This is a genomic window from Pseudoalteromonas sp. SCSIO 43088 (genome assembly GCF_023650795.1).
In the GTDB taxonomy this organism is placed as follows: Bacteria; Pseudomonadota; Gammaproteobacteria; order Enterobacterales; family Alteromonadaceae; genus Pseudoalteromonas; species Pseudoalteromonas shioyasakiensis.
Genome location: NZ_CP072676.1, coordinates 638,493 through 663,466, shown reverse-complemented (window position 1 = coordinate 663,466; position 24,974 = coordinate 638,493). Strand labels below are relative to the sequence as shown.

Genomic DNA, 24,974 nt, shown 5'->3' with positions numbered 1-24,974 from the left:
TTTTTTATTGATATAAGCCTGATAAATAGCCTTCTGCAACGGATTGCCACGTAAAACGGGCATTTTTAGCCTGTTCACATATTGCACACCATTGTTCTGGTTGTGATCTTTTAAGCTCAAGCGCATCGCTAAAACTAGTAACAAGTTCGTAGCTTTGTGATGCTAAACTCTCACCTTGGAAACTAAAACCACTCACATGATGCTCTACCGTATCACGCAAACCGCCAACACCGTGGACTAAACATGGCTGACCTGCTCGCATTGCTAACATCTGACTGATACCACATGGCTCAAACGAACTTGGCATTAAAAATAAATCGCCTAAGTGATACATGTATTCGCCAACAAAATGTGCGTACCCTTTTAAAAATAGCAGGTTTTCTTGGCGAGCCATAACCGATGTCATAATTTGCTCAAGTTCAGCATCCCCTGAGCCTAAAATAATCATATAGCCGTTATGTTGTTTTAAGCGCTGACACAACTCATCTAACACCAGTCCTTTATCAAAAGGCTGGCGAAGTAACAGTGCTTTTTGGTCCGTTAAACGTCCCACACTGGTTACTAATGGCCCTGAAAACGGCTGAGTTTTTTTAAATTTAAGTAAGCGTTGATGCGCTATGTAATAGCTTGAATCTAAGACCGGACTTTTTGCCATCCATTGAAATAATGCATTTTCGGCATGTTGATAAAGGCTCGCTAAACTAATGTCCTCAAGCTTCATTCCAGGGTATTCGCAACCATTAAGAATGCCCACTACGCGGCCTTGTTCATAAGCAGCTTGTAGGTCAGCTTCAAGCCCCTCACCACCAAAGAAGCCTTTTTCTGCATCACTAGGGCGCAATACTTCTTGGCAATAAGTTGGCGATACAAGATGAACTTTATCCACTAGATTAATTGCGCTGCGCATTGGGTTAAAACAATCAAAATAACGCGGATCGCATAACCTTTCGCCGTTATAACCTAGACTTGGGAACCAGGCTTCTAGGCTTGAGCTATCGCCTTTGAAAGGGCGTATCCCTTGCAATGCAAGGTTATGTACTGTGTAAGCTAAAAATAAGTGCGATAGTTTTTTATAGCGGCTATCTGTTTTAAGTAATAGAGCAACACAAGCACTGTGCCAATCATGTAAATGCACAACATCCGGCGTGCGGATAAGCCCTTGTAATAAAGCCTCGCAAACTGCAGCGTTGAAAAGAGCAAACTTACTTGCATCGGTTGCAAACGGGCGGCCTGGTTCATCATTACAATAAACAGCACCATTATGGCGGCTAAATTCCCAATGAGATATAAGCAGTTGCGTTACACCTTCATCACTTTTAGCGAGCTTCCACACATCCAGTTTTTGCATTTGACCTGCAAATGGCACATGCACAACACCTATGTGATGACGCTCCAAATAATCAAAGCCATAATCAGGGATCACCACATCAACACTAAGGCCTTTTTCAACTAAAGCTTTAGGACAATCTCTAACAACATCCGCTACACCACCGACTTTTGCATTCGGTAATGCATCATTCTCTGCAGCTACCATCAATAAATGCATGCTTTGCAGTACTCCATAAAACTGTTATACCAATCAGCAATAATACTTAATTAAGCGAATTGGTATTATTCAAATATAAATAAGGGAGGGACATGCCCTCCCTTTTTCATTTAACGCGATTGCTTAAGCAAGTCGTTTATTATCTTGCTCTTGTTGTTTTAACTTTTTTGCAAGTTCATTCAACATATCACGAGTTACCAACACAATCCCTTTTTTCGAGACTCTAAAGCCATTTTCTTTGTCAGCTTTGTGATCGTAGCCAATTTCTAGACCTGCTGGGATCTCACAATTACGGTCAATAATAGCACGCCTAATTCGGCAATTTCGCTGTATTTTCGCACCAGGTAAAATCACAGACTCTTCAATTTCACAGAATGAGTGAACATATACATTCGAGAACAGCAGTGACTTTTTAACTTTAGAGCCAGAGATAATACAGCCACCCGAAACTGTTGAATCAACAGCCATTCCACGTCTGTCATCATCATCAAAAATAAACTTAGCAGGTGGTAACTGCTCCTGATAAGTCCAGATTGGCCATTTTGGATCATAAAGGTCAAGCTGAGGCTCTGGCATTACCAGCTCCATGTTAGCTTCCCAGAATGAATCAAGCGTACCCACATCGCGCCAGTATGGTTGACCATCTGTGTTAGAGTCTCTAAACGGATATGCAAACACGTTATGCTCTTCGATGATAGCTGGGATGATATCGTGACCGAAATCACGGCCTGAGCCTTCCGTTTCTGCGTCTTTTTTCAATTGTTCAAATAAGAACTCAGTATTGAAAATATAGTTACCCATTGATGCTAAGCAGGTTCCTGGTTTACCCGGTACAGACGTTGGCTCAGCAGGCTTTTCATCAAAACGACGGACACGATTACTTTCATCAACCGTCATTACACCAAATGTATCTGCAGCTTCTTCGCAAGGTACTTCAATACAACAAACCGTCATATCAGCACCTGTCTCAACATGTTTTGCCAACAAACCACCGTAGTCCATACAATATACGTGGTCACCAGAGAGGATCATGACATACTTAGGCAGTTCATGACGGATGATATCCATATTTTGGAATACCGCATCAGCTGTACCGCAATACCACTCGTCACCATATCGCTGAGATGCAGGTAAAATCTCTACAGATTCACCCAATTCTTTCTTAAAGTGACCCCATGCACGGTTTACGTGACGAATTAACGAGTGCGACTTATATTGAGTAGCAATACCAACTCGACGAATACCTGAATTAATACAATTCGACAATGGAAAGTCGATTATTCGGTGTTTACCACCAAAATAGACTGCTGGTTTAGCACGCCAGTCAGTTAATTCATGTAAACGTGAGCCGCGACCACCGGCAAGAATTAGGGCATACGTTTCTCTTGTTAAACTACTTATGTATCGGTTTGCATAACTTGGCATAACTCTCTCCGTCTTAAGCTAGCTGCTTTTCTTCTGTGTGTTTTGCTGTGCACTAGTATCCAGTAATGGCTCCAAATGCCAGATGTCGTCACTGTATTGACTAATGGTTCTATCGCTCGAAAACATGCCACTGGCTGCAGTATTCAAAATACTCATTTTGGTCCAGTGAGCAGTGTCTAAGTAGGCTTGTTCAACTTGCTCTTGCGCTTCTACAAAGCTGGCAAAATCATGAGCAACTAACCATGGATCGTGCGGGCTCTTAATCGCCGCAATAATGTCGTCAAATAAATTAGGCTCAAACAAATTGAAGTGACCGCTCTCAAGTAATTGCATTACTTTATAGAGGCTGTCAGTTTGGTGAATAATCTGCTCAGGGTTATAGTGCGCTTTGATATCATCAATTTGCTCTGCACGTGCACCAAATAAGAAGAAGTTGTCAGCACCCACAGCATCACGAATTTCGATGTTAGCGCCATCTAACGTACCTATAGTCAATGCGCCGTTCATCATGAACTTCATGTTACCTGTGCCAGATGCTTCTTTACCTGCTGTAGAAATTTGCTCAGATAAATCCGTCGCTGGGCAAATAGTTTCCATTGCTGTCACGTTGTAATTAGGTAAAAAAGCAACTCTTAAATACGGTTTAGCAAGCGGATCTTTGTTGATCACTTCTGCTACGTTATTAATTAATTTAATAATTTTCTTCGCCATGTAGTAACCTGGTGCAGCTTTGCCGCCCAATAGCACACAACGAGGAACAATGTTTGCTGTATCGCCTTGGCGAATACGGTCGTAAAGGTGAATAACGTGCAATACGTTTAATAGCTGACGCTTATATTCGTGAATACGTTTCACTTGCACGTCAAACATCATTTCGGCATCAAACTCTACGCCACAGCGGTTTTTCACTAACTCAACAAGGCGTTGCTTATTGCTGTGTTTTACAGCTTGCCATTGTTTATGGAATTTAGGGTCGTCATATAAACGACGTACCTGACTAACTTTACTAAAGTCTGCAACCCATTCATCACCAATATGTTGATTAAGCAGTTTAGCCAACTCAGGATTACAATGTGCTAACCAGCGACGAGGTGTTACACCATTGGTTTTGTTGTTAAACTTCTCTGGCCATAGCTGATAAAACTCATTGAATAGGCCCGCTTTAAGTAGCTCAGTGTGAAGTGTAGCTACACCATTCACCGAATAGCTACCAACAATCGCTAAATATGCCATGCGAATTTGTGGCTCAGGGCCTTCTTCGATAAGCGACAGCGCACGTTGTTTTTCAACATCACCTGGCCATGCTAACGCAACTTCAGCGAGGAAACGTGCATTGATTTCGTAGATAATTTCTAAAATACGCGGCAATAATCGAGCAAATAAAGATACTGACCACTTCTCTAATGCTTCAGGAAGTAAAGTGTGGTTTGTATAGGCCATGGTCTTAGTCGTGATAGACCAAGCTTCTTGCCAATCTAGCTCATACTCATCAACCAAAATACGCATAAGCTCAGCGACAGCAATACTAGGGTGCGTATCGTTTAATTGAAAAACATGGTAATCAGCAAAATCAGAGAAGTCTTCGCCATGTTTGCTAACCCAAGTGTCAATAATGTCTTGTAAGCTCGCTGATGATAAGAAGTACTGCTGACGTAAACGCAGTTCTTTACCGTTCTCACTGCTGTCATTCGGGTAAAGAACCATGGTAATTTGTTCAGCTAAGTTTTTACGCGCTACTGCTTCTGAGTAACTACCCGCATTGAACTCGCTCAAATCAAATTCGTCTGTTGCTTCTGATTTCCATAAACGTAAGGTATTTACAATATCATTCTTGTAACCCGGAATTGGCACATCATAAGGCACAGCTAAAACATCATGAGAATCTAGCCATTGACGGTGCTCACGACCATATTTATCAGTATAACTTTCAACATGACCAAAGAATTTTACGCGCTTTGATTGCTCAGGTGCACTTAGTTCCCAAGGGTGTCCCTCACGTAGCCAGTTATCTGGTTGTTCAATTTGATGACCATTTTCAATAGCTTGATTAAACATGCCGTATTCATAGCGAATACCATAACCAACCACAGGTAGTGCAAGGCTTGCACAGCTATCTAAGAAGCATGCAGCTAAGCGCCCTAAACCACCATTACCAAGGCCTGCATCATGCTCAGCCTCAGCAACTTGCTCGAGCTCTGTGCAGTATTCTTGTAACGCTTTAGCGACTTGCTCATCTAAGTCTAAGTTCAAAATCGCATTACCAAGAGCACGCCCCATTAAAAACTCAAGTGATAAGTAAGCTGTTTTACGGCGTTTTTGTTCATGGATTTGCTGTTTGGTCACACGGCAACGAGCAACTAATCGGTCACGAATAGTTAATGCTAATGCATGGTATAAATACAGCTGTGATTTACCCACTTTGTCACGCCCAAGGGTGTAATAAAAATGGCGTGATAAGTCATCATCTAGTGTACTTTCATCAACTGTAGGCGCATCCTGCCAGCCCTTTACAATACATACTTGATCGGCATTTTTAGCCATGATTTAGATCCTCTGAATTGGCGGTAAAAACCCAGCTGCTCATTGCAGCAATCTGGTGTTCCTTATCAACAAATTGTGTTGACATAGGATGAATGCTGGTCAGTGCTAACTGCCACTTTCCTTTTTCTAAACTAGGAAGTTGGCAAGTTACCGGCTCTGCACCTGCATTTAATATGATCAATAAAGCTTGATTTGTATGCTTGTCGGTCAGGCTGTATATCAACACTTGGCGATCACCTTGATGCCAATCGTCTTGTTGCATATTGGAGCCTGATTCGGTGAACCACGCGACGTCATAACGTGGGTCATTATCGTGAACAAAAAAGCGATGTTTAAAAATACTGAACTGCTTGCGAATGCGCAGAACATCGTCAATAAATCGAGTTAGAGGATGACTGAATTGTGAGTCTTTCCATGCAAGCCAGCTTGTGCGATTGTTTTGACAATAGGCGTTATTGTTACCGCCTTGTGAGTGTGCCATTTCGCTTCCTAATGAAAGCATAGGCACGCCTTTAGAAAGTAACAAAGTTAACAGCATATTTTTTTGTTGTTGTAAGCGTAATTTGCTCACTTGTGGATCGTTGGTAAACCCTTCGACACCACAATTGAATGAGTGATTGCCACTGTGGCCATCACGATTTTGCTCACCATTAGCTTCGTTGTGTTTATGCTCGTAGCTGACTAAATCAGCAAGCGTGAAGCCGTCATGACTGGTGATGAAATTAATACTGTTAAGTGGCCCACGTAGGTTGTGCTCAAACAAGTCAAACGAACCATGTAAACGTTTTGCAAGCTCGCCAATTACGCCCTGCTCTTGTTTCCAAAAGCGTCTTATCGTATCGCGATACTTATCATTCCATTCACGCCAAGGCGCAGGAAAAGCCCCTAATTGGTAACCACCTGGGCCAATATCCCACGGCTCTGCAATCAGTTTAACTTGGCTTAGTACTGGGTCTTGATTAATCGCTTGGAAAAACGCATGTGCCTGATTAAAGCCATTTGGGTTACGCGCTAAAATGGTTGCTAAGTCAAAACGAAAGCCATCGACCCCCATCACTTCAACCCAATAACGCAAGCTATCAAGTACCAGCTGTAAAGAGCGAGGCGAATCAATATTTACGGTGTTACCACAGCCGGTATCATTAATATAATGCTGGGGTTTATCAGCAACGGTGCGGTAGTAACCTAGATTGTCTAAGCCACGTAGCGACAAGATAGGTCCATCTGTGCCCGCCTCTGCTGTGTGGTTATAAACCACATCGAGTATTACTTCGATATCTGCTTTGTGAAGCGCCGCCACCATTTCTTGAAACTCACTAATATCATCATTAACCAAGTAATCTTTATGTGGCGTAAAGAAGTTAAGCGTGTTGTAGCCCCAGTAGTTTTGTAAGCCTTTGGCTGTTAAAAACTGCTCACTGATAAAAGCATGAACGGGTAATAACTCTAAGCAAGTCACACCAATAGTACGTAGATGTTCAATAAAACTAGGGTGGCTTAAACCTAAAAATTTACCTTGTAACGGTTTTGGGATCTCAGGGTGGCGGCATGTTGCACCAACCACATGACACTCATAAATAACCGTTTTTCCCCAGCAGTGATTCGGTTTTTTACCTGTGTAAGGTGCCAGTTCACGGACTCGTGATTTTGGCATATCAATGGCATTATTAACCTGACTTAACTTTCCTACAGGCATTTGCCCATAGTGACGTTCACTCCAAGTAAACTCACCATACAAATCGCGGGCATACGGGTCTAACAGCAATTTGTGATTATTAAAAAATAGTCCTTTTTCGGGTGCGTATTCACCATCAGCGCGAAAGCCATACAAGGCGCCACTTTTCAAAGGGCTCACTTTCAGTGTCCAGATGCCACCTTCGTTCATATGCATCGCAAGGGTAAGAATTTCTGAATGACCGCTGCTATCGAATAAGCACAGAGACATATGTTGTGCTTGTGGTGCGTACACAGCAAAGTTTACGCCCTCACCAACAACAGACGCCCCTAAAGGTGAGCTCACACCGACTTCTAGTTCGACACTATGACTCATCGCTCACCTTCTTAAGGTAAATTGTCGCAAGGCCAGGCAAAGAAACACTAATACTTTGATTAAAGCCATGACTTTCTTTTGCTTGGCTTACAATTATTTGCTCTGCATGATTAGTTGCTTCAACGCCGGAACCAAAATAATCCTCTTTGTCGGTATTCAAAATAACTTGATATGTACCAGCTTTTGGCACACCAATCACGTAGTCGTGATACACCTGCGGCGTTAAATTACAGATCACCACCACAAAATCTTCAGCTTTTTTTGCATAGCGAATAAAGCTAAACATACTTTGCTCAGCATTATTGCTATCAAGCCACGCAAAACCCGCTGGGCTTGTATCCTGCTCGTATAAAGCTGGCGTACTGGTGTAAACTGCATTTAAATCTTTAATCGTTTGCTGCATGCCTCTGTGGCTAATATGTTCAAGTAAATGCCAATCAAGCGATTGGTCGTGATTCCACTCTTTACGCTGGGCGATTTCTGCCCCCATAAACAATAATTTTTTACCTGGATGTGCCCACATAAAGGCATAATATGCACGTAAGTTCGCAAACTTTTGCCAGTCATCCCCTGGCATTTTTTCAATTAATGAGCCTTTACCATGCACCACTTCATCGTGGCTAAGCGGTAGAATGTAGTTCTCGCTGTAGGCGTAAACCATTGAAAACGTCATTTCATGGTGGTGATGCGAACGGTAAATTGAATCGCGCTGCATATAATGCAAACTGTCGTTCATCCAGCCCATGTTCCACTTATAACCAAAACCTAAACCATCATGGTCAACTTGGCGCGTAACACCTGGCCATGCTGTTGACTCTTCGGCCACCATCATAATGCCCGGATTTTTTGCATAGCAGCGCATATTGACTTGTTTTAAGCACTCAATGGCGCCTAAATTTTCTCTGCCACCGTATTGATTTGCAACCCACTGCCCTTCTTCACGGCTATAGTCTAGATAAAGCATTGAGGCAACCGCATCAACGCGTAAACCATCAATGCCAAATTCATGCAGCCAATACATTGCATTCGCAATTAGGAAGCTACGAACCTCTGCGCGATCATAATTGTAGATATAGGTATTCCAATCAGGGTGAAAACCTTGCCTAACATCAGCATGTTCGTATAGATGGGTGCCATCAAAACGATGTAAACCATGGGGATCACTTGGGAAATGACCTGGTACCCAGTCAAGAATAAGGCCAATATCGGCTTCGTGACATTGCTCGACGAAGTAAACAAAATCTTCAAAGCTGCCATAGCGACTGGTCGGGGCAAACAATCCAACAGGTTGATAACCCCAAGAACCATCAAATGGGTACTCGCTGATTGGCATTAATTGTAGATGCGTAAAACCGAGCTCTTTTGTGTAAGGAATAAGATTATCAGCAAGTTCACGCCATGTGAGATAGCGCTCGCCATCATCTCGTCTTTGCCAAGAACCCGCATGCACTTCATAAATACTAACAGGCGCATCAATACTGTTTCGTTTTGCACGATTTGCTAACGCCTTTTCAGAAAGCTGAATACCTGTTTTTAGCTTTTGTAGCACTGACGCCGTACCCGGTGCTTGTTGCATCTTAAACGCAAATGGATCGGCTTTATCAAGCACTTCTCCTGTTAGAGTGGTGATAGCAAATTTATAGCATTGATGCTCTTTAAGCCCAGGAATAAATAACTCCCATACCCCACTGGCAGGATGAAAACGCATAAAATGACGATTACGCTGCCAATAGTTAAATTCACCAATAACCGATACACTACTGGCATTCGGCGCCCACACTGTAAAGCGAACACCATCAACGCCTTGTTGAGTCACAAAATGTGCACCAAAATGTTGATACGCATGCTCTAAACTGCCTTCATTAAACAGATACATTGCCTGTTCATCTAAGCTGCTTTCAAAGCTGTACTCATCGTATTGTTGATGAGTAAATTCATTGCTATAGCTAACATCTAGCTGGTAGTCAGGCTTAGTTTTTGATTTGATATTTGCGATAAATAAATGACTATCACCTTGTTGCTGCGCAACGATTTTTTCTGTGCCAAGCAGAATCGAAACACTGCTTGCGCCAGGCAAAAAGCAACGAATTTCATAGCTTGTAGGGCCACTTTTATGCGCCCCAAGAAAGCTGAAAGGATCTCTAAAACAACCACTGGCTAATGCATCGATTTGTTTTTGATAAATAACAGGTTGTGCACTTTGCTCTTGACGAACACGACTTCGCATTATTGATTCCTTTTCGAAATTAAATTGGCTAAGAATGACTGTTGCGCTTCGATAATCTGCGCCGCTGGACGCGACAATAAACGCCGCCAATTTGGGTACTCTTTATCAGTACCGGGGATATTTACAGGCAGTATTTGCTGATCTAAGTCATCTATTTGAATAGTAAATAGCTTTGCTGGTGCTGCCGCTAATGAGGATGCCAACGCTTCATAAACCGTAAAGGCATCTGTTTCTAACGATAAATGCTGATTTGACTCTCGTGCGATAAAATTAAGCATACGATGCTTTTCAATGTTTCTCGCATCGAATTGAGCCCGAGTTTGCTCATCATCAAGCAAACCATATTGTTGTTTAATCGTAATATCATGGCCAATCCACCAGCCTTTAAATGGTGGTACGTCATGGTTGGCTATCATTAAAAGACTATGAGGAGCAAAATGCTCAGCCGCTAAAAACTCACCTTGGTGGTCCTTTTCAAAGTAAAACAACCCGTTTGAATAGATTGCACTTGCTTTAAGTGCTTCACGCACTTCATTAGGTACAACACCTAAATCTTCGCCAATCACCACACATTGATTGAGGTGAGATTCAATCTTTAGAATTGCTAATAGTTGTTCAAAGGGATAATAGACATAACAACCATCTTGCTGGGAGTTATTTTCAAAACACCACCAAAGTCGGCGTATCGCCATAACGTGGTCAATTCTAAGACCACCAACATCTTCCATATTGGCGCGGATAAGTGAGCGATAAAAAGCAAAATTGTCTTTACTTAACTTTTGTGGATTAAGTGCCGGTAAGCCCCAATTCTGACCATGTTCAGCCCAAGGGTCTGGCGGAGCTCCAACATGTGCATTTTCGGCAAATAATTCATTTTGGCTCTTGAACTCACTACCATCACCTGCACAGCCAACGGCTAAGTCATTAATAAGGCCAATTGCCATACCACTGTCACGGGCAGCTTGCTGGCAGATATTTAATTGAAGGTGAGCTTGCCATTGTAAATAGCTAGCATAATCACGGTCCCCAACCAACATAGTTGCAAGACTGTGTTTATGGGTTTCACAAAAACGAGTGAACTGCTGTTTTCGCTCTGCTGAGCCAAATTCACAAAAGTGTTGATATAAACAGCTAAACACTTGATATTTAAAGTCACTAACTGATGTATAATCAATGTAAGTCGCATCGGTTTGCGGTTTATCCGCTAACAATTTAATAAGTGCATTATTATTTTTGGCGTCTTCGCATAATGACACTGCAATATACAGCGGGTTCAATAACGCTCGGCTATTTGGACTATAGGGACTCGCCCTCTCTGGGCTGTGTTCAAACAGTAAATGCAGTGGATTAAGCAACACATAATCCATGTTTTTAGTCGCGGCTGCTTTAATAAGCTTTGTTAAGTCAGCGAAGTCACCAATTCCTAACCCCTCTTCATTGCATAAGCTATAAAGCTGAATGGATAAGCCCAAACGCTTTTTGTCATCAATAGAGAAGCTTTCTTTAGGTGTGATCCATAGCTGACTGTGAGATTGCTGATCTGCCACAGTAATGAGTGCATCATGATAACCAATTGGCATTTCAGGAACTGGCAATGCAAGTTCAAGATAACGAATACCGTTTAGACCATAATCACCAAGAATAGCTAAACCTTGTAAGTTTTCACAAGTAAAATGAATATCAAGCGAAGGCACGCTTAGAGTACATGAGCGTGATAATAAACGCTCATCAACTCGTACTTTCAAAATTGGGTGGTGTGCCTCAATAATGCTTGTATGAGGCAACAAATTCAGCCATGTACCTGCATCCAATGCAAAATTAAGTTGGTTAATTGCATCAGTATCCTGAGTATCTACACCACAACAACTAAGTGCCTGCATGCGTGTACTTTCATCGAAAATAACATGCTCACCAGTGTATTTAGTATATTCATAGCCTATGCCATGCAGGTAATATAACTGCGAAAGTGACTGCATCAAAATACCTAAGCGCGTTGGGTATTAACAATGCTGTTATCAGTACCAAAACCGTTAGGAATATAACCATCTGCTTGGTGGTCATTGTCCCATGTTTCGCCATTGATTAAGTAACGGAAGTGGAATTCTTGATCAAGCGGTAAGCGCTGCTTGCATTTGAATACTTGTTCTTTTTTATTAAACTTCATTGGCACTGGCTGCCAATCTGTGAACTCTGCAACTAATTGCACATCATCAGCATCAGGGTGTTGAAATTCAAAGGTAACTTCTGTTTCGTCTTTAGTTTTAAAAAAACGTTTACTTAGCATAGTGGGCTCCAATTCAACCAATTGGTAAATTAATCCTTGCCACAGTACCGCATTCAACGACTCATTCAGCGGAAGCTGTGCGTTTCAGGTTTCTAAACTTGCTTACTAAAACATCAAGTTTGAATCTAGTAAACCAAACCTATATTTACGCATTATGACAGTGCATCTGTATATTTTTCGCACCACCATAGTGCATAAAACACACAAAAACTACAACAATCATATTGCTGTATTATTACGAGCAATAACTGAACCAAGTTGATAATAAAATATACTTTATTTTCAGTACCTTTTTTATCAACCCTATTCGCAACTTATAAAAAATAGATAACAATTTAGATTGGGTAAAGTGAATAAAATTGAAGTGAAAAGTTAGAGCAATCATACTAAAATAAACACAACTTCGTTCGTCAAAAATACACTGCCAACAATTTATAAAAACAAGACAAAACAGATTTACACCGTACATCCTCGTTAAATAAATTAACAAAAAATATGGTAATAAAATCTTTATTTTTGACTGATTTTTAATTTTTTATCACATGAAAAATGATAAAACGCAACGCAAATTTAATTTTATAAACCAGACGCTAATCCCGCACTACCCAATTAACGTTTTTAAAAATTATCTCAGTGCATATACAAACACAATAAGTAGAAAAGCGTAAATTCGAACGGACTACCAATCCCTGAAAGCATTAACAGTGCTGCTTTTCAGTAATGTTATAGCCACTTTTTCTGACCACAAGAATAGCTAGGTTAAAACCTGTTTCGGATAAAACTAGCAGGCCATAGCAAAAGTCGGTATATAACATTTAATAATTAACAACCAGCCGAAAAAATAATAAATTCCACACATGGCGAGAAGAGATAATAAAATAAATACTAAGTGGTGACTTATTGTTTAGCTAAACAATAACCATAAATATTATTAGTATGAAAGTACCTAAGCATTTTTATCGTACCAGTGCTAAAGTTTGCTCGATGAATAGCAACAATGCAGTATAAAAGTAAGGCTTCAATTAATTAGCATAAGAAAAACATTTTAGAGTATTAACACTAATGACTATGAATTTTCACATTCTATACTCATCCATGCCCCAAAGTATGAGAAAGGTTTTGTCTAATCTAGATACAAACAATATACTCGATGTATTAACTGGTGAGGTTTTATTGTAAAACAAAGACACCACAATGGTAGTAATGTATGGCCAATGCTCTTCGAACTTTATCAATAAGTATTATAACTTTAATAGCTTTTATATATGGCTTAAATATCTTCTTGACTAAACAGGTCAATGATTTGATGTACGCGCCAAAAGGCTTAGAACTACATACCTTCCAAGGTACAGATGTTACAGTGGTAACAGCTCCTTGGTATAACCTCGTGTTAAGTGGCCAGCATTTAGTTTACGATAATAATATTTCTTATATTGTTATTAATACAACAAATGAGTCAGTCGTAACCGCGATGACTTCGGATCTTATACTCACTACATTATTCTCACCGGTAAACATTATCATTTTAATCTTGTTAGCATTAGCCATCAGTTGGTTAGTTAACTTAAGATTTCAAAATAATCATGAGAAATACACTCTCAAGATGCTCAATACTAAAGCAATTGAATTACTCAACAGCCTAAACTTAGCCAGTGAGTCAGGTATAAACAAGCATACAGAACTTGAACAGTTACAAGCTAACTTTCAAACACTTACAACCCATATAACTAATTACACACGTGAATCTGAAGTCAGTATTTATCAAGATAAGTTAACCCACCTTATTGACCGACATGCCTATATAGAACACCTTGCCAAACAATTGAGACTTGCTGAGATGGATAAATTCAGCTGTGCTTTACTATTTATAGATTTAGATGGGTTCAAACAGGTGAATGACTCTTTTGGTCACAGTTTTGGTGACGATGTGTTAATTCAAGTAGCAACACGCTTGAGCAGTGTTTTACGCCACCATAAAATAAGTAATATTTCCCCAATTAGTCAATTAGAACAAAACTTAGCACGCCTTGGTGGTGATGAGTTCTCGATTTTCATTAACTTAAAAGATGATAAAGATAAAGCATTAGAGGTTGCACAAAATGTACTGCACGAAATCGAACGTGATTTTGTCTTAGGTAACAAGCTAATCAAAATTAGCGCTAGTATAGGTATAGCGGTTTACCCAGATAGTGCATCCACTCCACAAGCATTACTGCAGATGGCTGATGTTGCCATGTATCGAGCCAAAACAGATGGTCGTGGAATTTTTAAAGTCTATTCTCCTGAAATGGGTAAAAAGATTAGGCGCTATCATTACTTGCTAGAAGAAATGCGTCTTGCTATTGCTAGCAGCAGTTTTCATTTGTCTTTTCAACCTATTGTACATGTAGATGATTGTGCCATTGACTACTTCGAAGCGTTAGTTCGCTGGGATCACCCTGTTGAAGGCTCAATCACGCCTGATGAGTTTATCCCCATTGCTGAAGAGTCTAATCTGATACTAGAACTTGGTGATTGGATCATGCTGGAATCATGTAGGCAAATGTCTGCTTGGTATAATGCGGGGATGAAGAAAGTGTCTATTTCTGTGAATATATCCGGCGTGCAATTAAAGCACTACGATATTTATGAATGGGTCATGGAGAAGCTTGCTAAAACGGGGCTGCCTGCAAAAGCGCTGATGCTAGAAATAACCGAATCAACCTTAATCAAAGCAAGCAACAAGATTATTCAATCATTAGAAAAACTCAGAAGCGAAGGGATCACCATTGCGATTGATGATTTTGGTACCGGTTTTAGCTCGTTAAGTACTCTTGCAGACTTACCTATCGATGTGATCAAACTTGATAAACTGTTTGTTGCGCAAGCTAACGACAACCTTAAATACAATGAAATAATGCACTCTGTCAGTGAACTTGGCCGAAAACTCGGCCTTAAAGTTGTCGCCGAAGGAGTTGAAGAACTCGCTCAATTTGAACTAGTTAAATCGATGGGCATAAACAGTGTTCAAGGCTACCTAGTGAGCCACCCTGAGTCGTCTGTTAATGTTGGCCATAAAGTATTGCAAGATAACATTAACTTTATGTCTGTTACTGGAACAGGGGTTTGGAATATACAGCAACCGCTTTAGTAAGTTATACTAACGACATTATTCAAAGCCATTCTCTTGTTAATGTTAAAAAAAAGCTTACTTACAGTTTTTATCTTATCAGTCACCATCATTGGATTATTGGTCGGCTCTTCTATTTATACCCTTTACAGCAAAAAACGTTTAACGGTAGACCCAAAACTGAGAGAAATCTCCGGTATCGAATTTGATAAGTTCAATCGACTCTGGGCTATTAATGACAGCGGTGACGAGCCAAAACTTTACCGTCTTAATGAAGATGGCTCTATAGCAAAAGAAATTTTGGTAACCAATACTAAAAACATTGACTGGGAAGATATGACACAAAACAAATTTGGTCACTTTTTCTTGGGCGACTTTGGCAATAATAAAAACGACAGAAAATGGTTAACTATTTATAAAATAGAAAACCCTATCGATATCAAAAGCGACACCACAGAAGCAGAGATAATCAAGTTCACTTATCCTGAAATGGACGGCAGCCCTATTCAACCAGATCAACGTAACTTTGATTTGGAGGCCTTTGTAGCCCTTGGCCGACACCTCTATTTATTTACTAAAAATCGCACTGAGCCATTTGATGGTATTACAAAAGTGTATAAAGTTGGCGATCATGCGGCTAACTTTGATGCACAATTAATAGATTCGTTTCAAACTTGCACCACAATGGAAAAACTTTGTTGGATCACTTCTGCGGCTCTAAGCCCTGATAGAACCAAGTTAGTTCTACTAGATTCAACCAGCATTTGGTTATTTGAAAACTACCAAGGTGATAAGTTTTTTTCCGGGGATGTATCTCGTATTGATCTCGGGATCGTAACGCAAAAAGAAGCAATCACTTTTTACGATGACAACACAATTGTTTTTACAGACGAAGAGTTTAAAGGCATTGGCGGTAATGCCTATGTTATAAAGCTCGATGAAGTCGAAAAGAAAGTCATTCGCAAAGCGCCCAAAACCAATCAATGACTAAGTGCGTTATTAGAGAGCGCTTTTTCGATATCTACACCTAATATCAGCACTCCCATGTGCTGATTTTCCTCATCAAAGATAGGCACGCTAAACTGTACCTGAAAGTGTTTAGTCGATTCATCAAACTCCACTGTATCAATGTAATAGTCATCATCTTGCTGGTACATATTTAAAAATTTGGCTTCATCACCCTGCCAATAGTCAGTTGTGACCTCACTAATAATGACATTTTTACCTTGTTTATCGCTGACAATTATTTCTGTAATAACACCTAGCATCTGCTTTTGCCATACTTGTAAGAATTGTGAACCTTCAAGTTTTAAGTAGCGCTCGGCAAGTATAGGTGTATTGTCACGAACTTGTTGTGCCCACTGATGATCAAGCTGTTCGAGATCTTGCTGCGCGAGTGGTTGCTGATTACTTTTAATTACTGCTTGCTGCACCTGTTCTGAATTCGCTAATTGCTGTATTTTTTCTAAAAGCCCTTGCACTAAAGTAAGTTTTTCAATTTTTGACAATACAAAGGGACTTTGTGAGCAACTACTTATGTGGCTGTTAAAGGTTTTTAAAAACTCAGGAAACTCCTCGAGTGTTTTATTTGCTGCAAATAAACCCAAAGGCACATAACGATTGAATGTTTGCGTGTATTCATCCGGCTTTATCTGTAACTGCACAGCATTGAATTCAAACTCTTCTAAATCAAGCAAAATTCTATCTACCCGCTGCTTTTTAAATACTTTTATAAGCTCTTGGGTGGTATTGACTTCGACTTCAATTTTCCGATTAGTTAATTGATACCAATCCGCCTGATGACTCCCTCTTACTACGCCATAACGAAGATCGTGTTCGGCTATTGAAGCTGAATCTGCATGGGTAAACCAGTACCAGTTTTCTAAAAACATCGGGGCAGAAAGCTCACCATACTCTTGCATTTGCGATAACAGGTTTGCGGTAAAGTAACCATCGAGCCGATTTAGCTGCACTTCCCTTTTAGCCCTTAACCAAGGTAACTTCTGCAAGTGAAATGGCACATTGATTTGCTTGAAAATACATTCAACATGCGTAATTGCGTTGTGTGGTGCGTTAATTGGTAAGTTAGTACCTAACTGAAAAGGCTGAGCTACAGTGAGTGACAGCAATAATGAAGCAAGCATCAATACAAGCCTAAATAACTAACGAGTAACAGTTATTATAGACAAAAGAAGCGGTTTTACCTGATTAAGGGTTAACGCTTAAACTTTGTCTCTAAAATCACAGACGACGTTGTTCGCTCTACGCCATCTAAGTTACCTATGTCATCTAATAGGTGACTTAACTTTTCAAGGTTTTGCGCTTGCACAACAGCAATCAAATCAAATTCACCACTAATTGCATAGAGCTGTGAAATAGCATCAATCTGCTTTAGTTCAAGATTCGTTTTGGTGGTCAGTTTTTGTTTCACTTTAATCGAAACGTGGGCCGATACCATTTGGCTCAAATAGGCGTCACCATAGTCTACGCTGTAGCCTTTGATCACACCTGTTTCTTCTAATTTCAACATTCTGCTTTGAACAGTTGAGCGCGATAAATTAAGCGCTCTCGCTAGGTCAGAAATACTCGCACGCGCGTTGGTTCTTAAGATAGCTAATAGTTTTTCATCTTGTGAAGTTATCACTTTGACTACTCTATTCGTTAATTTGCTTTTTATTTTAGTCATTTTTCACAAAATAGCACTGCAAATTTAAGTCCCTAACCCAGATAATAAGAAAAATAGATAAGAAAAATAATCTCATCGTGCTTAATTAGGCAGGAACGGCTTAACTGACCTATTTTTTGCAATTTAACTTTTTTCATACTAAGCCAGATTTAGGTGCAACAAATGCAAGTAACAAGAGAACTTTTTAACGACGTAATGGTACCAAACTACAACCCATCAGAGGTGATTCCTGTTCGCGGTGAAGGCTCACGTGTTTGGGATCAAAACGGTAAAGAATTTATCGATTTTGCAGGTGGTATTGCCGTTAATTGTTTAGGCCATTGTCACCCAGCTCTTGTCAATGCCCTAAAAGAGCAAGGCGAAAAAATTTGGCACTTATCAAACGTAATGACAAACGAGCCTGCACTTCGCTTAGCTAAAAAGTTAACTGACGCTACATTTGCAGATAAAGTATATTTTGCAAACTCAGGTGCAGAAGCTAACGAAGCAGCATTAAAATTAGCGCGTCGCTGGGCATTAGATGTACACGGCGAACAAAAGAACCAAATCATCGCGTTTAACAAAGGATTCCACGGTCGTACATTCTTCACTGTTACGGTAGGTGGTCAAGCAGCTTACTCAGATGGTTTCGGTCCTAAGCCTGCTGCAATCGATCACTGTGACTATAACGATTTAGCGGCGTTTGAAGCGCTTATCAGCGACAACACATGTGCCGTGATGATGGAGCCACTACAAGGTGAAGGCGGCATCATTTCGCCAACGAGCGATTTTATCAAAGGTGTTCGCGCATTATGTGATAAACACAATGCTTTACTTATTTTTGATGAAGTACAAACAGGCGTTGGCCGTACAGGTGATTTATACGCATACCAAGGTTTAGATGTAACGCCAGACATCCTAACTACAGCAAAAGCGTTAGGCGGTGGTTTCCCAATTGGCGCGATGATCACAACAACTAGCATTGCAGAGCATTTAAAAGTAGGCACACATGGTTCAACTTACGGTGGTAACCCACTTGCATGTGCTGTAGCAGAAGCGGCTTTTGATACTGTGAATAGCGAAGAAGTACTTGCTGGTGTTAAAGAGCGTGAACAACTTTTACGCGATGGCTTTGCAGCAATCAACGAAAAATACGACGTATTTAGTGAAGTACGTGGTAAAGGTCTATTATTAGGTGCGGTTCTTAACAGCAAATTCGAAGGCCGTGCACGTGACTTCCTAGTAGCAAGCACTAAACACGGTTTAATGAGCCTTGTTGCTGGTACAAACGTTGTGCGCTTTACGCCATCTTTAGTTATTCCATTAGAGGATATCAAAGAAGGTTTAGCTCGCTTTGAAAAAGCGGTTGCAGACGTTGTAAACGGTTAATCCTAGTTGGCGCATGCTCAAAGCATGCGCCATTGGAGTGCACTTAATGCAAGTATTACGTCCTATAACAGCAAATGATTTTGCTGCGTTAAAACAAATTGCTGTTGAATCTGGTCATGGTTTTACCTCGTTACCGGTTGATGACAATTTACTACAAGAAAAAATTGAACGCGCTGAACGCAGTTTTGCAAAAGATATTAATAAACCACAAGACGAAACCTACTTATTTGTATTAGAAGACAGTGAAACGGGTGACGTTATCGGCACAACGGCTATCGAAGCTGCCGTGGGTATGTCGGTTCCTTTGTATCATTACCACCAAGGTAAAACTGTTCACCATTCACCTACTCTCAACGTATATAACACGGTTGATATTCTGAGTATGTGTAATGACTACACAGGTTGCTCTGAAATTTGTACCTTGTTCTTACGGGAGCAAAATCGCAAAGGCTTAACAGGTCGCTTTTTATCACGTTCTCGCTTTTTATTTATGGCCCAACACAGCGAACGTTTTGCTGACACCATTATCGCAGAAATGCGTGGTGTGAGTGATGAAGACGGTCACTCGCCTTTCTGGCAGTGGTTACAAGAGCACTTTTTTAGTATTGAGTTCCCACAAGCTGATCACTTAGTGGGTTTAGGCGATAAAGTCTTCATCAGCGAGTTAATGCCTAAGTACCCTATTTATGCCAACTTACTGAGCAAAAAAGCCCAAGCTGTGATTGGTAAGGTTCATGAAAAAACCAAGCCTGCGCTTAAACTTTTGGAAAAAGAAGGGTTTGAGCACCGTGGTTATGTTGACCTATTCGATGCAGGGCCAACGGTTGAAGCAAAGCTTGGCAATATTCGCAGTGTCCGTGAGTCACAAGTGTGCCCTATCAGCATTGGTGAGCTTGCACATATCAATGAGCAAAGCTCAGATACATTAGCTATTTGCAACCAAGGCGTGAATGACTTTAGAGCCACATTCACCAAACATGCTCATTACAACCACGCTAAGCACACATTAATCGTCAGCCAAGAAGTGGCAGATGCACTTAAATTAAAACAAGGGGATGCAGCACGGTTCTTCCGTTTGTAACCACTTAAGGAGTTTAAAATGAGTGTAACAACTCAACTTATTGCTAACCAATGGCAAGCAGGCCTTGGTCATGATTTTAGTTCAATCAACCCAAGTAATGGCGAGGTTGTTTGGCAAGGTAAAACAGCCACTGCTGAACAAGTCGCTGATGCAATCAAAGCTGCTCGCAGTGCTCAGCTTGGCTGGGCTGATATGGCCCTTGAAGAGCGTATTGCTATTCTTGAAAACTTTGCAGCAGAGCTTAAAGAGCACAGCGAAGAGTTTGCAACGATTATCGCCCGTGAAACAGGTAAACCACTTTGGGAAACACGTACCGAAGTAGGCGCAATGACAGGTAAGATTGCCATTTCAATTAAAGCCTATCACGAACGTACTGGGACCACAGAAAACCCAATGCCTGGCGCCAAAGCGTTTATTCGTCATAAGCCACATGGTGTTGTTGCGGTGTTTGGTCCTTATAACTTCCCGGGTCACTTACCAAATGGCCATATTGTGCCAGCTATTTTAGCGGGTAATACAGTTGTATTTAAGCCATCAGAACTAACGCCTCATGTTGCTGAGTTCACTTTAAAGCTTTGGCTAAAAGCAGGCTTACCAGCCGGTGTCATCAACCTTGTTCAAGGTGAAGTAGATACAGGTATTGCTCTTGCATCTCACCAAGATATTGATGGCTTATTCTTTACGGGTAGCTCAAATACAGGTCACCTATTACATAAGCAATTTGCAGGTCATCCAGGTAAAATCTTAGCTCTAGAGATGGGCGGTAATAACCCACTGATCGTAAAAGATGTCGCAGATGTAAGTGCGGCTGTTCACGACATTATCCAGTCTGGTTTCATTACTTCTGGCCAACGTTGTACCTGTTCTCGTCGTTTATTCATTGAGAACTCGGCAAATGGCGATGCAATTTTAGAAAAATTAATTGCTGCAACAAAAAACATCAAAGTAGCCGACAGCTTTAGTGAAGATCAACCATTTATGGGGGCAATGATCAGCGAAAAAGCAGCACTAGGTATGGTTGCAGCTCAGCAGCAGTTACTTGATATGGGAGCAACTTCTCTTGTTGAACTTAAGCATCTTGAGCCGGGTACAGGTTTTGTAAGCCCAGGTATTATTGATGTAACCGCTGTTAAAGACATGCCTGATGAAGAGCACTTTGGTCCTCTTATCAAGGTTTACCGTTATACAGATTTCGATAGTGCGATTAATGAAGCAAATAACACCTCTTTTGGTTTATCTGCTGGTTTATTAAGTGATGATAGTGATGACTACCAGCATTTCTTAAAACGTATTCGTGCCGGTATCGTTAACTGGAACCGACCAATTACTGGCGCATCAAGCGCTGCACCATTTGGTGGTATTGGTGCCAGTGGTAACCACAGAGCAAGTGCCTATTACGCTGCTGACTACTGTGCATACCCTGTTGCTTCTGTTGAAGCCGAAAAAGTTAACTTACCACAGACCCTTGCGCCGGGCTTAATTATTGAATAATTGATTGGCGGCCTCGCCGCCTTAATTGAAGGAATTAAACATGCACACAGATGTAAACGCCCTATTTGAAAACCTATGGGACAACTATTTATCAGTTACGCCATCGGCGGTAAAAGTACATGAGTTACTTGGCTCTACACAACAAGATGACGTGATCAACGATCACATTGCTTTACGTACTTTTAACCATGAAAAAATCGGTTTAGAAAAACTAGCTGCGCACTTTTTAGCTGTTGGCTACAAAGAATGCGGCGAGTACCATTTCGAAGCGAAAAAACTATACGCAAAGCACTTCGAACACTCAGATCCTAAGCAACCTAAAGTTTTCATTTCTGAATTACTTGTTGAGCAATGCTCAGAAGAATTACAAGCTATCGTTAACGACATGGTTGAACAGATTGACGAAGACGCTGTAACAGCGGATAATTTCCTATATTCAGGTACACACTGGCAAGTAAGTTCAGACACTTACAAAAAGCTGCTAGCAGAAAGCGAATACGCAGCATGGATGTCAGCATGGGGTTACCGTGCTAATCACTTTACTGTGAGCATCAATGAATTAGCAAAATTTGATGATATCGAAAGTGTAAACCAAGCACTTAAAGATGCGGGTTTTGCGCTAAATACATCTGGCGGCGAAATCAAAGGTTCACCAGAGGTTTTACTTGAGCAATCTTCAACCCTTGCTGATGACAGCGAAGTTGAATTTAGCGATGGTGTTGTTGCCGTACCGAGTTGTTTTTATGAGTTCGCTCTGCGTTACGCAAAACCAGATGGCGAGCTATACACAGGTTTTGTGGCAGCATCAGCTGACAAAATTTTTGAGAGCACCAATGCTCGATAATTAGCACATACCAATTCGCTTAACGCAATAAGCGAATTGGTACACAAGGAAATGTATGAGACTAATTGCGTTTATCGTAATTCTATTTACCCTAAACACAGCAAAGGCAACAGAAAAACCCAAGCTTACAATTTTGTCTCATGCATATTTTGCCAGCGAAGCAGATAAACTCAGTATTAACCTCCACCTTGCTGCGGTTATCAATCCAGCCCTTGCTGATGAATTCAATATAGACGTCGACTTTACCAATCATGCGCGCTTAATGAAGCGCTTATCTAGTAATGAGGCCAGTTGCACCTTTAACGCAATCAAAACCCCTGAACGGGCAGAGTCCATGGTATTTTCTAAAATACCCTCCTATATGCATATGCAGCGTCAAGTCTATGCACTTAAGAGCACCTTAAAGTCAGGTTCTGCGCCTATTTCTGTCACTAAGCTTCTCAAAAACAAAGGTAGTTTTGGCATTATTGGCTCCACCAGCTACCGTGAACTCGATGATGTTTTTGCTAAAAAACAATACAACGTTGCGGCAATTTATGGAGAAAATGCGTTTTTACAATTAAGTCGACTATTACTCAATAAGCGTATTGATTACATTGTTGCTTACAAACAAGCACTTGAAGCGCACATTCCTGCTCATGAGCTAAGCCAACTCACATCAAGACGTATTGCTGAATACCCTGAATTTATTAATGGCTTTTTTACCTGCAGTAAGACCACGGCGGGTTATCGTGCCATTGCACTTATCGATGATTATATGAAAAGTGCAGAAATGGCAGCCTATATTCAGCAATTACACAGCCAAAGTAATCACCCTGATGACGCAAAAGCCATGCTTGATATTTATTCAAAAAGTTATGGAATACGCTTTGAAAACAGTAACTAAGTGACTATTAATTACTGTACAAAATTAATTCAAAAAATATTTAAAAAATACTTGCGCAAATAAAAAAGCAGATCTATTATCTCGCCGCTTCTTGATGATAGCCAATCCGAGTACATTACAAACTCTGTTTGTAGCAAGGCGATAGAGCAACTATCCAAGAGTGTATTGGATAGCCGCCACTCCTAAATGACTGATAGCATTGATTTTTTTACTTTCTCCAACTTAGCGGGGTCATCGAGGGTCCATTCTGGTTTAGAATCTGGAATGAATTTCCCATAAACCTTACGCACCATTGAAAGGTCGCTGTGACCTAAATGTGCTGCGACAGAGGCTTCAGGTTCGCCAGCCTTGAGCATCCAGCTCGCAAAGCTATGTCGCGTGATGTAGAACTTTTTATACTCTACGCCTGCTCTCTCAAGTATTCTTCTCCAAGTTGATGTGTGAAACATTGTTGAGCTGGTGAATGGCTCACCCTTTGTCGATATCCAAACCCTCTCGAAATCGTGCGTTTGCAATTGCAGTTCTAAGGCTGATCTCGCGAAAGATGGCAGGTAAATCTTCCTCTCTCGGCCAGTCTTCGGCGTTTCTATCAGTTTGCTCTGCGTTAACGTTCGCCTCACGTAAATATATGGTAGGCATATGTCTCTCCTTTCAAGTGCGGCTGCTTCCCCCGGTCTAAGGCCAGACCAGAACATAAAGACAAGCAATCGCTTTAAGTTGTCATTTGTGGTTGCTTTTACTATTCGTTCCGCCTCGTCTATTGTGTAGACGCTGCTGTTCGACAAAGCGCTATCTTCCTCACCTACGCGCATAGCCTTTGACTTTGACTCAACGGGTTGCAGGAACATAAGTAGATCTTTTGCACTCTCGTCTAGGTCTAGTTCACTAATGGCTCTAGTGACCGCAGTGCGGACAATCCATAATCTGCTGTTAACGCTCTTGCTCGAATCGGAACTGCTGATTATTTTCTCTCTGAAAAGTTTGCATCTTCGGGCGTCCAAGTTTGCAATCTCTACATCGTCGATAGAGTTCATAAGCGCGGACACAGTTTCGGTGTAAGTAGCGTGTGTTGAGCCTTTTACAAGGCCTTTTTTAGCGTCCAGAAAGTGCTTCTGCAAAATATGTGATAGCATCTTCTCGTCTTTCTTTAGACTCGGATCATTTGGGAAATAATCAGCTAAATTGAACTGGCCTAGGCTAATATCACGCCTAATTGAGTTAAGCATTTGCTCTGCGGCCTTGATGTTCGCTTTAGTTGGTGGTATTCCTAGTGACCGTTTCCATTGTTGCTTTTCATTTGGTGGGCGAAAAGCGATGCGCAGTTTTCCTCTGTGCATTGTTATACCCTTGGGTAAATCAAAATCACTCATGGTTGCTCCTGATGTGATTCACCCCCCACTATTAGATTAAAGTACGGGGATCAGCGTGTCTATAAA

At 41.0% G+C, this 24,974-nt stretch carries 17 protein-coding genes; 7 read left to right on the top strand and 10 right to left on the bottom strand.

The annotated features are described in order from the left end of the window. Positions 1-4: 4 nt before the first annotated feature. The 7 genes from J8Z28_RS20695 to J8Z28_RS20665 form a co-directional block, all read right to left on the bottom strand. A complete protein-coding gene (locus tag J8Z28_RS20695) occupies positions 5-1,546 on the bottom strand; it encodes a glycogen synthase (protein ID WP_250660529.1) in 1,542 nt (513 codons plus the stop codon). A 123-nt stretch (positions 1,547-1,669) separates the two neighbouring features. Continuing rightward, positions 1,670-2,971 (bottom strand): glucose-1-phosphate adenylyltransferase, encoded by a 1,302-nt coding sequence (gene glgC / locus J8Z28_RS20690; protein WP_054562381.1) that lies wholly within the window; start codon positions 2,969-2,971, stop codon positions 1,670-1,672. Positions 2,972-2,989: 18 nt separating this feature from the next. After that, positions 2,990-5,512 (bottom strand): glycogen/starch/alpha-glucan phosphorylase, encoded by a 2,523-nt coding sequence (locus tag J8Z28_RS20685; RefSeq protein WP_250660528.1) that lies wholly within the window; start codon positions 5,510-5,512, stop codon positions 2,990-2,992. Further along, positions 5,505-7,562, bottom strand: coding sequence for a glycogen debranching protein GlgX (gene glgX, locus J8Z28_RS20680; protein WP_250660527.1), 2,058 nt, complete (start codon positions 7,560-7,562; stop codon positions 5,505-5,507). The genes J8Z28_RS20685 and glgX overlap by 8 nt, the downstream gene beginning before the upstream one ends. Beyond that, positions 7,552-9,789, bottom strand: a complete 2,238-nt coding sequence (gene glgB / locus J8Z28_RS20675) for a 1,4-alpha-glucan branching protein GlgB (RefSeq protein WP_250660526.1) — start codon at positions 9,787-9,789, stop codon at positions 7,552-7,554. Before glgB ends, glgX begins: the two co-directional genes overlap by 11 nt. Continuing rightward, positions 9,789-11,765, bottom strand: a complete 1,977-nt coding sequence (gene malQ / locus J8Z28_RS20670; protein ID WP_250660525.1) for a 4-alpha-glucanotransferase — start codon at positions 11,763-11,765, stop codon at positions 9,789-9,791. Before malQ ends, glgB begins: the two co-directional genes overlap by 1 nt. 8 nt (positions 11,766-11,773) lie before the next feature. Then, the gene (locus J8Z28_RS20665) at positions 11,774-12,073 is read right to left on the bottom strand and encodes an isoamylase early set domain-containing protein (protein ID WP_054562386.1); all 300 of its coding nucleotides are present in this window, start codon (positions 12,071-12,073) and stop codon (positions 11,774-11,776) included. A 1,306-nt stretch (positions 12,074-13,379) separates the two neighbouring features. Between J8Z28_RS20665 and J8Z28_RS20660 the strand changes: the two genes are divergently transcribed. Both J8Z28_RS20660 and J8Z28_RS20655 read left to right on the top strand, forming a co-directional pair. Next, positions 13,380-15,203, top strand: a complete 1,824-nt coding sequence (locus J8Z28_RS20660) for a putative bifunctional diguanylate cyclase/phosphodiesterase (RefSeq protein ID WP_420331606.1) — start codon at positions 13,380-13,382, stop codon at positions 15,201-15,203. A 42-nt stretch (positions 15,204-15,245) separates the two neighbouring features. Next, complete coding sequence (locus J8Z28_RS20655; protein WP_250660523.1) at positions 15,246-16,169, top strand: hypothetical protein; 924 nt, start codon at positions 15,246-15,248, stop codon at positions 16,167-16,169. On the opposite strand, the gene J8Z28_RS20650 is transcribed toward J8Z28_RS20655, so the two are convergent. Next, the gene (locus J8Z28_RS20650) at positions 16,163-17,326 is read right to left on the bottom strand and encodes a transporter substrate-binding domain-containing protein (protein WP_250660522.1); all 1,164 of its coding nucleotides are present in this window, start codon (positions 17,324-17,326) and stop codon (positions 16,163-16,165) included. The genes J8Z28_RS20655 and J8Z28_RS20650 overlap by 7 nt on opposite strands. 71 nt (positions 17,327-17,397) lie before the next feature. After that, complete coding sequence (locus J8Z28_RS20645; protein ID WP_054554593.1) at positions 17,398-17,826, bottom strand: Lrp/AsnC family transcriptional regulator; 429 nt, start codon at positions 17,824-17,826, stop codon at positions 17,398-17,400. Positions 17,827-18,030: 204 nt separating this feature from the next. On the opposite strand from J8Z28_RS20645, the gene J8Z28_RS20640 reads away from it, so the two are divergent. From J8Z28_RS20640 to J8Z28_RS20620, 5 genes are read left to right on the top strand one after another with little or no spacing between them, the layout of a single operon-like run. Then, a complete protein-coding gene (locus J8Z28_RS20640) occupies positions 18,031-19,236 on the top strand; it encodes an aspartate aminotransferase family protein (RefSeq protein WP_250660521.1) in 1,206 nt (401 codons plus the stop codon). A 46-nt stretch (positions 19,237-19,282) separates the two neighbouring features. Next, positions 19,283-20,317, top strand: a complete 1,035-nt coding sequence (gene astA / locus J8Z28_RS20635) for an arginine N-succinyltransferase (protein ID WP_062565696.1) — start codon at positions 19,283-19,285, stop codon at positions 20,315-20,317. A gap of 18 nt (positions 20,318-20,335) precedes the next feature. Beyond that, on the top strand, positions 20,336-21,808 hold the full coding sequence (astD, locus tag J8Z28_RS20630) for a succinylglutamate-semialdehyde dehydrogenase (protein ID WP_250660520.1): 1,473 nt from the start codon (positions 20,336-20,338) through the stop codon (positions 21,806-21,808). A gap of 40 nt (positions 21,809-21,848) precedes the next feature. Beyond that, positions 21,849-22,652, top strand: a complete 804-nt coding sequence (locus J8Z28_RS20625; RefSeq protein ID WP_130167631.1) for a DUF1338 domain-containing protein — start codon at positions 21,849-21,851, stop codon at positions 22,650-22,652. 55 nt (positions 22,653-22,707) lie between these two features. Next, positions 22,708-23,538, top strand: coding sequence for a hypothetical protein (locus J8Z28_RS20620; protein WP_250660519.1), 831 nt, complete (start codon positions 22,708-22,710; stop codon positions 23,536-23,538). Positions 23,539-23,720: 182 nt separating this feature from the next. On the opposite strand, the gene J8Z28_RS20615 is transcribed toward J8Z28_RS20620, so the two are convergent. After that, positions 23,721-24,908 carry a tyrosine-type recombinase/integrase gene (locus J8Z28_RS20615; protein ID WP_250660518.1) on the bottom strand — a complete coding sequence of 396 codons (1,188 nt, stop codon included), beginning with the start codon at positions 24,906-24,908 and terminating at the stop codon, positions 23,721-23,723. Positions 24,909-24,974 lie beyond the last annotated feature (66 nt).

Excerpts from the sequence above, each read along its gene's own strand:
- J8Z28_RS20695 (WP_250660529.1), bottom strand. The coding sequence starts at position 1,546 with ATGCATTTATTGATGGTAGCTGCAGAGAATGATGCATTACCGAATGCA.
- glgC (WP_054562381.1), bottom strand. The coding sequence starts at position 2,971 with ATGCCAAGTTATGCAAACCGATACATAAGTAGTTTAACAAGAGAAACG.
- J8Z28_RS20685 (WP_250660528.1), bottom strand. The coding sequence starts at position 5,512 with ATGGCTAAAAATGCCGATCAAGTATGTATTGTAAAGGGCTGGCAGGAT.
- glgX (WP_250660527.1), bottom strand. The coding sequence starts at position 7,562 with ATGAGTCATAGTGTCGAACTAGAAGTCGGTGTGAGCTCACCTTTAGGG.
- glgB (WP_250660526.1), bottom strand. The coding sequence starts at position 9,789 with ATGCGAAGTCGTGTTCGTCAAGAGCAAAGTGCACAACCTGTTATTTAT.
- malQ (WP_250660525.1), bottom strand. The coding sequence starts at position 11,765 with ATGCAGTCACTTTCGCAGTTATATTACCTGCATGGCATAGGCTATGAA.
- J8Z28_RS20665 (WP_054562386.1), bottom strand. The coding sequence starts at position 12,073 with ATGCTAAGTAAACGTTTTTTTAAAACTAAAGACGAAACAGAAGTTACC.
- J8Z28_RS20660 (WP_420331606.1), top strand. The coding sequence starts at position 13,380 with ATGTACGCGCCAAAAGGCTTAGAACTACATACCTTCCAAGGTACAGAT.
- J8Z28_RS20655 (WP_250660523.1), top strand. The coding sequence starts at position 15,246 with ATGTTAAAAAAAAGCTTACTTACAGTTTTTATCTTATCAGTCACCATC.
- J8Z28_RS20650 (WP_250660522.1), bottom strand. The coding sequence starts at position 17,326 with ATGCTTGCTTCATTATTGCTGTCACTCACTGTAGCTCAGCCTTTTCAG.
- J8Z28_RS20640 (WP_250660521.1), top strand. The coding sequence starts at position 18,031 with ATGCAAGTAACAAGAGAACTTTTTAACGACGTAATGGTACCAAACTAC.
- astA (WP_062565696.1), top strand. The coding sequence starts at position 19,283 with ATGCAAGTATTACGTCCTATAACAGCAAATGATTTTGCTGCGTTAAAA.
- astD (WP_250660520.1), top strand. The coding sequence starts at position 20,336 with ATGAGTGTAACAACTCAACTTATTGCTAACCAATGGCAAGCAGGCCTT.
- J8Z28_RS20625 (WP_130167631.1), top strand. The coding sequence starts at position 21,849 with ATGCACACAGATGTAAACGCCCTATTTGAAAACCTATGGGACAACTAT.
- J8Z28_RS20620 (WP_250660519.1), top strand. The coding sequence starts at position 22,708 with ATGAGACTAATTGCGTTTATCGTAATTCTATTTACCCTAAACACAGCA.
- J8Z28_RS20615 (WP_250660518.1), bottom strand. The coding sequence starts at position 24,908 with ATGAGTGATTTTGATTTACCCAAGGGTATAACAATGCACAGAGGAAAA.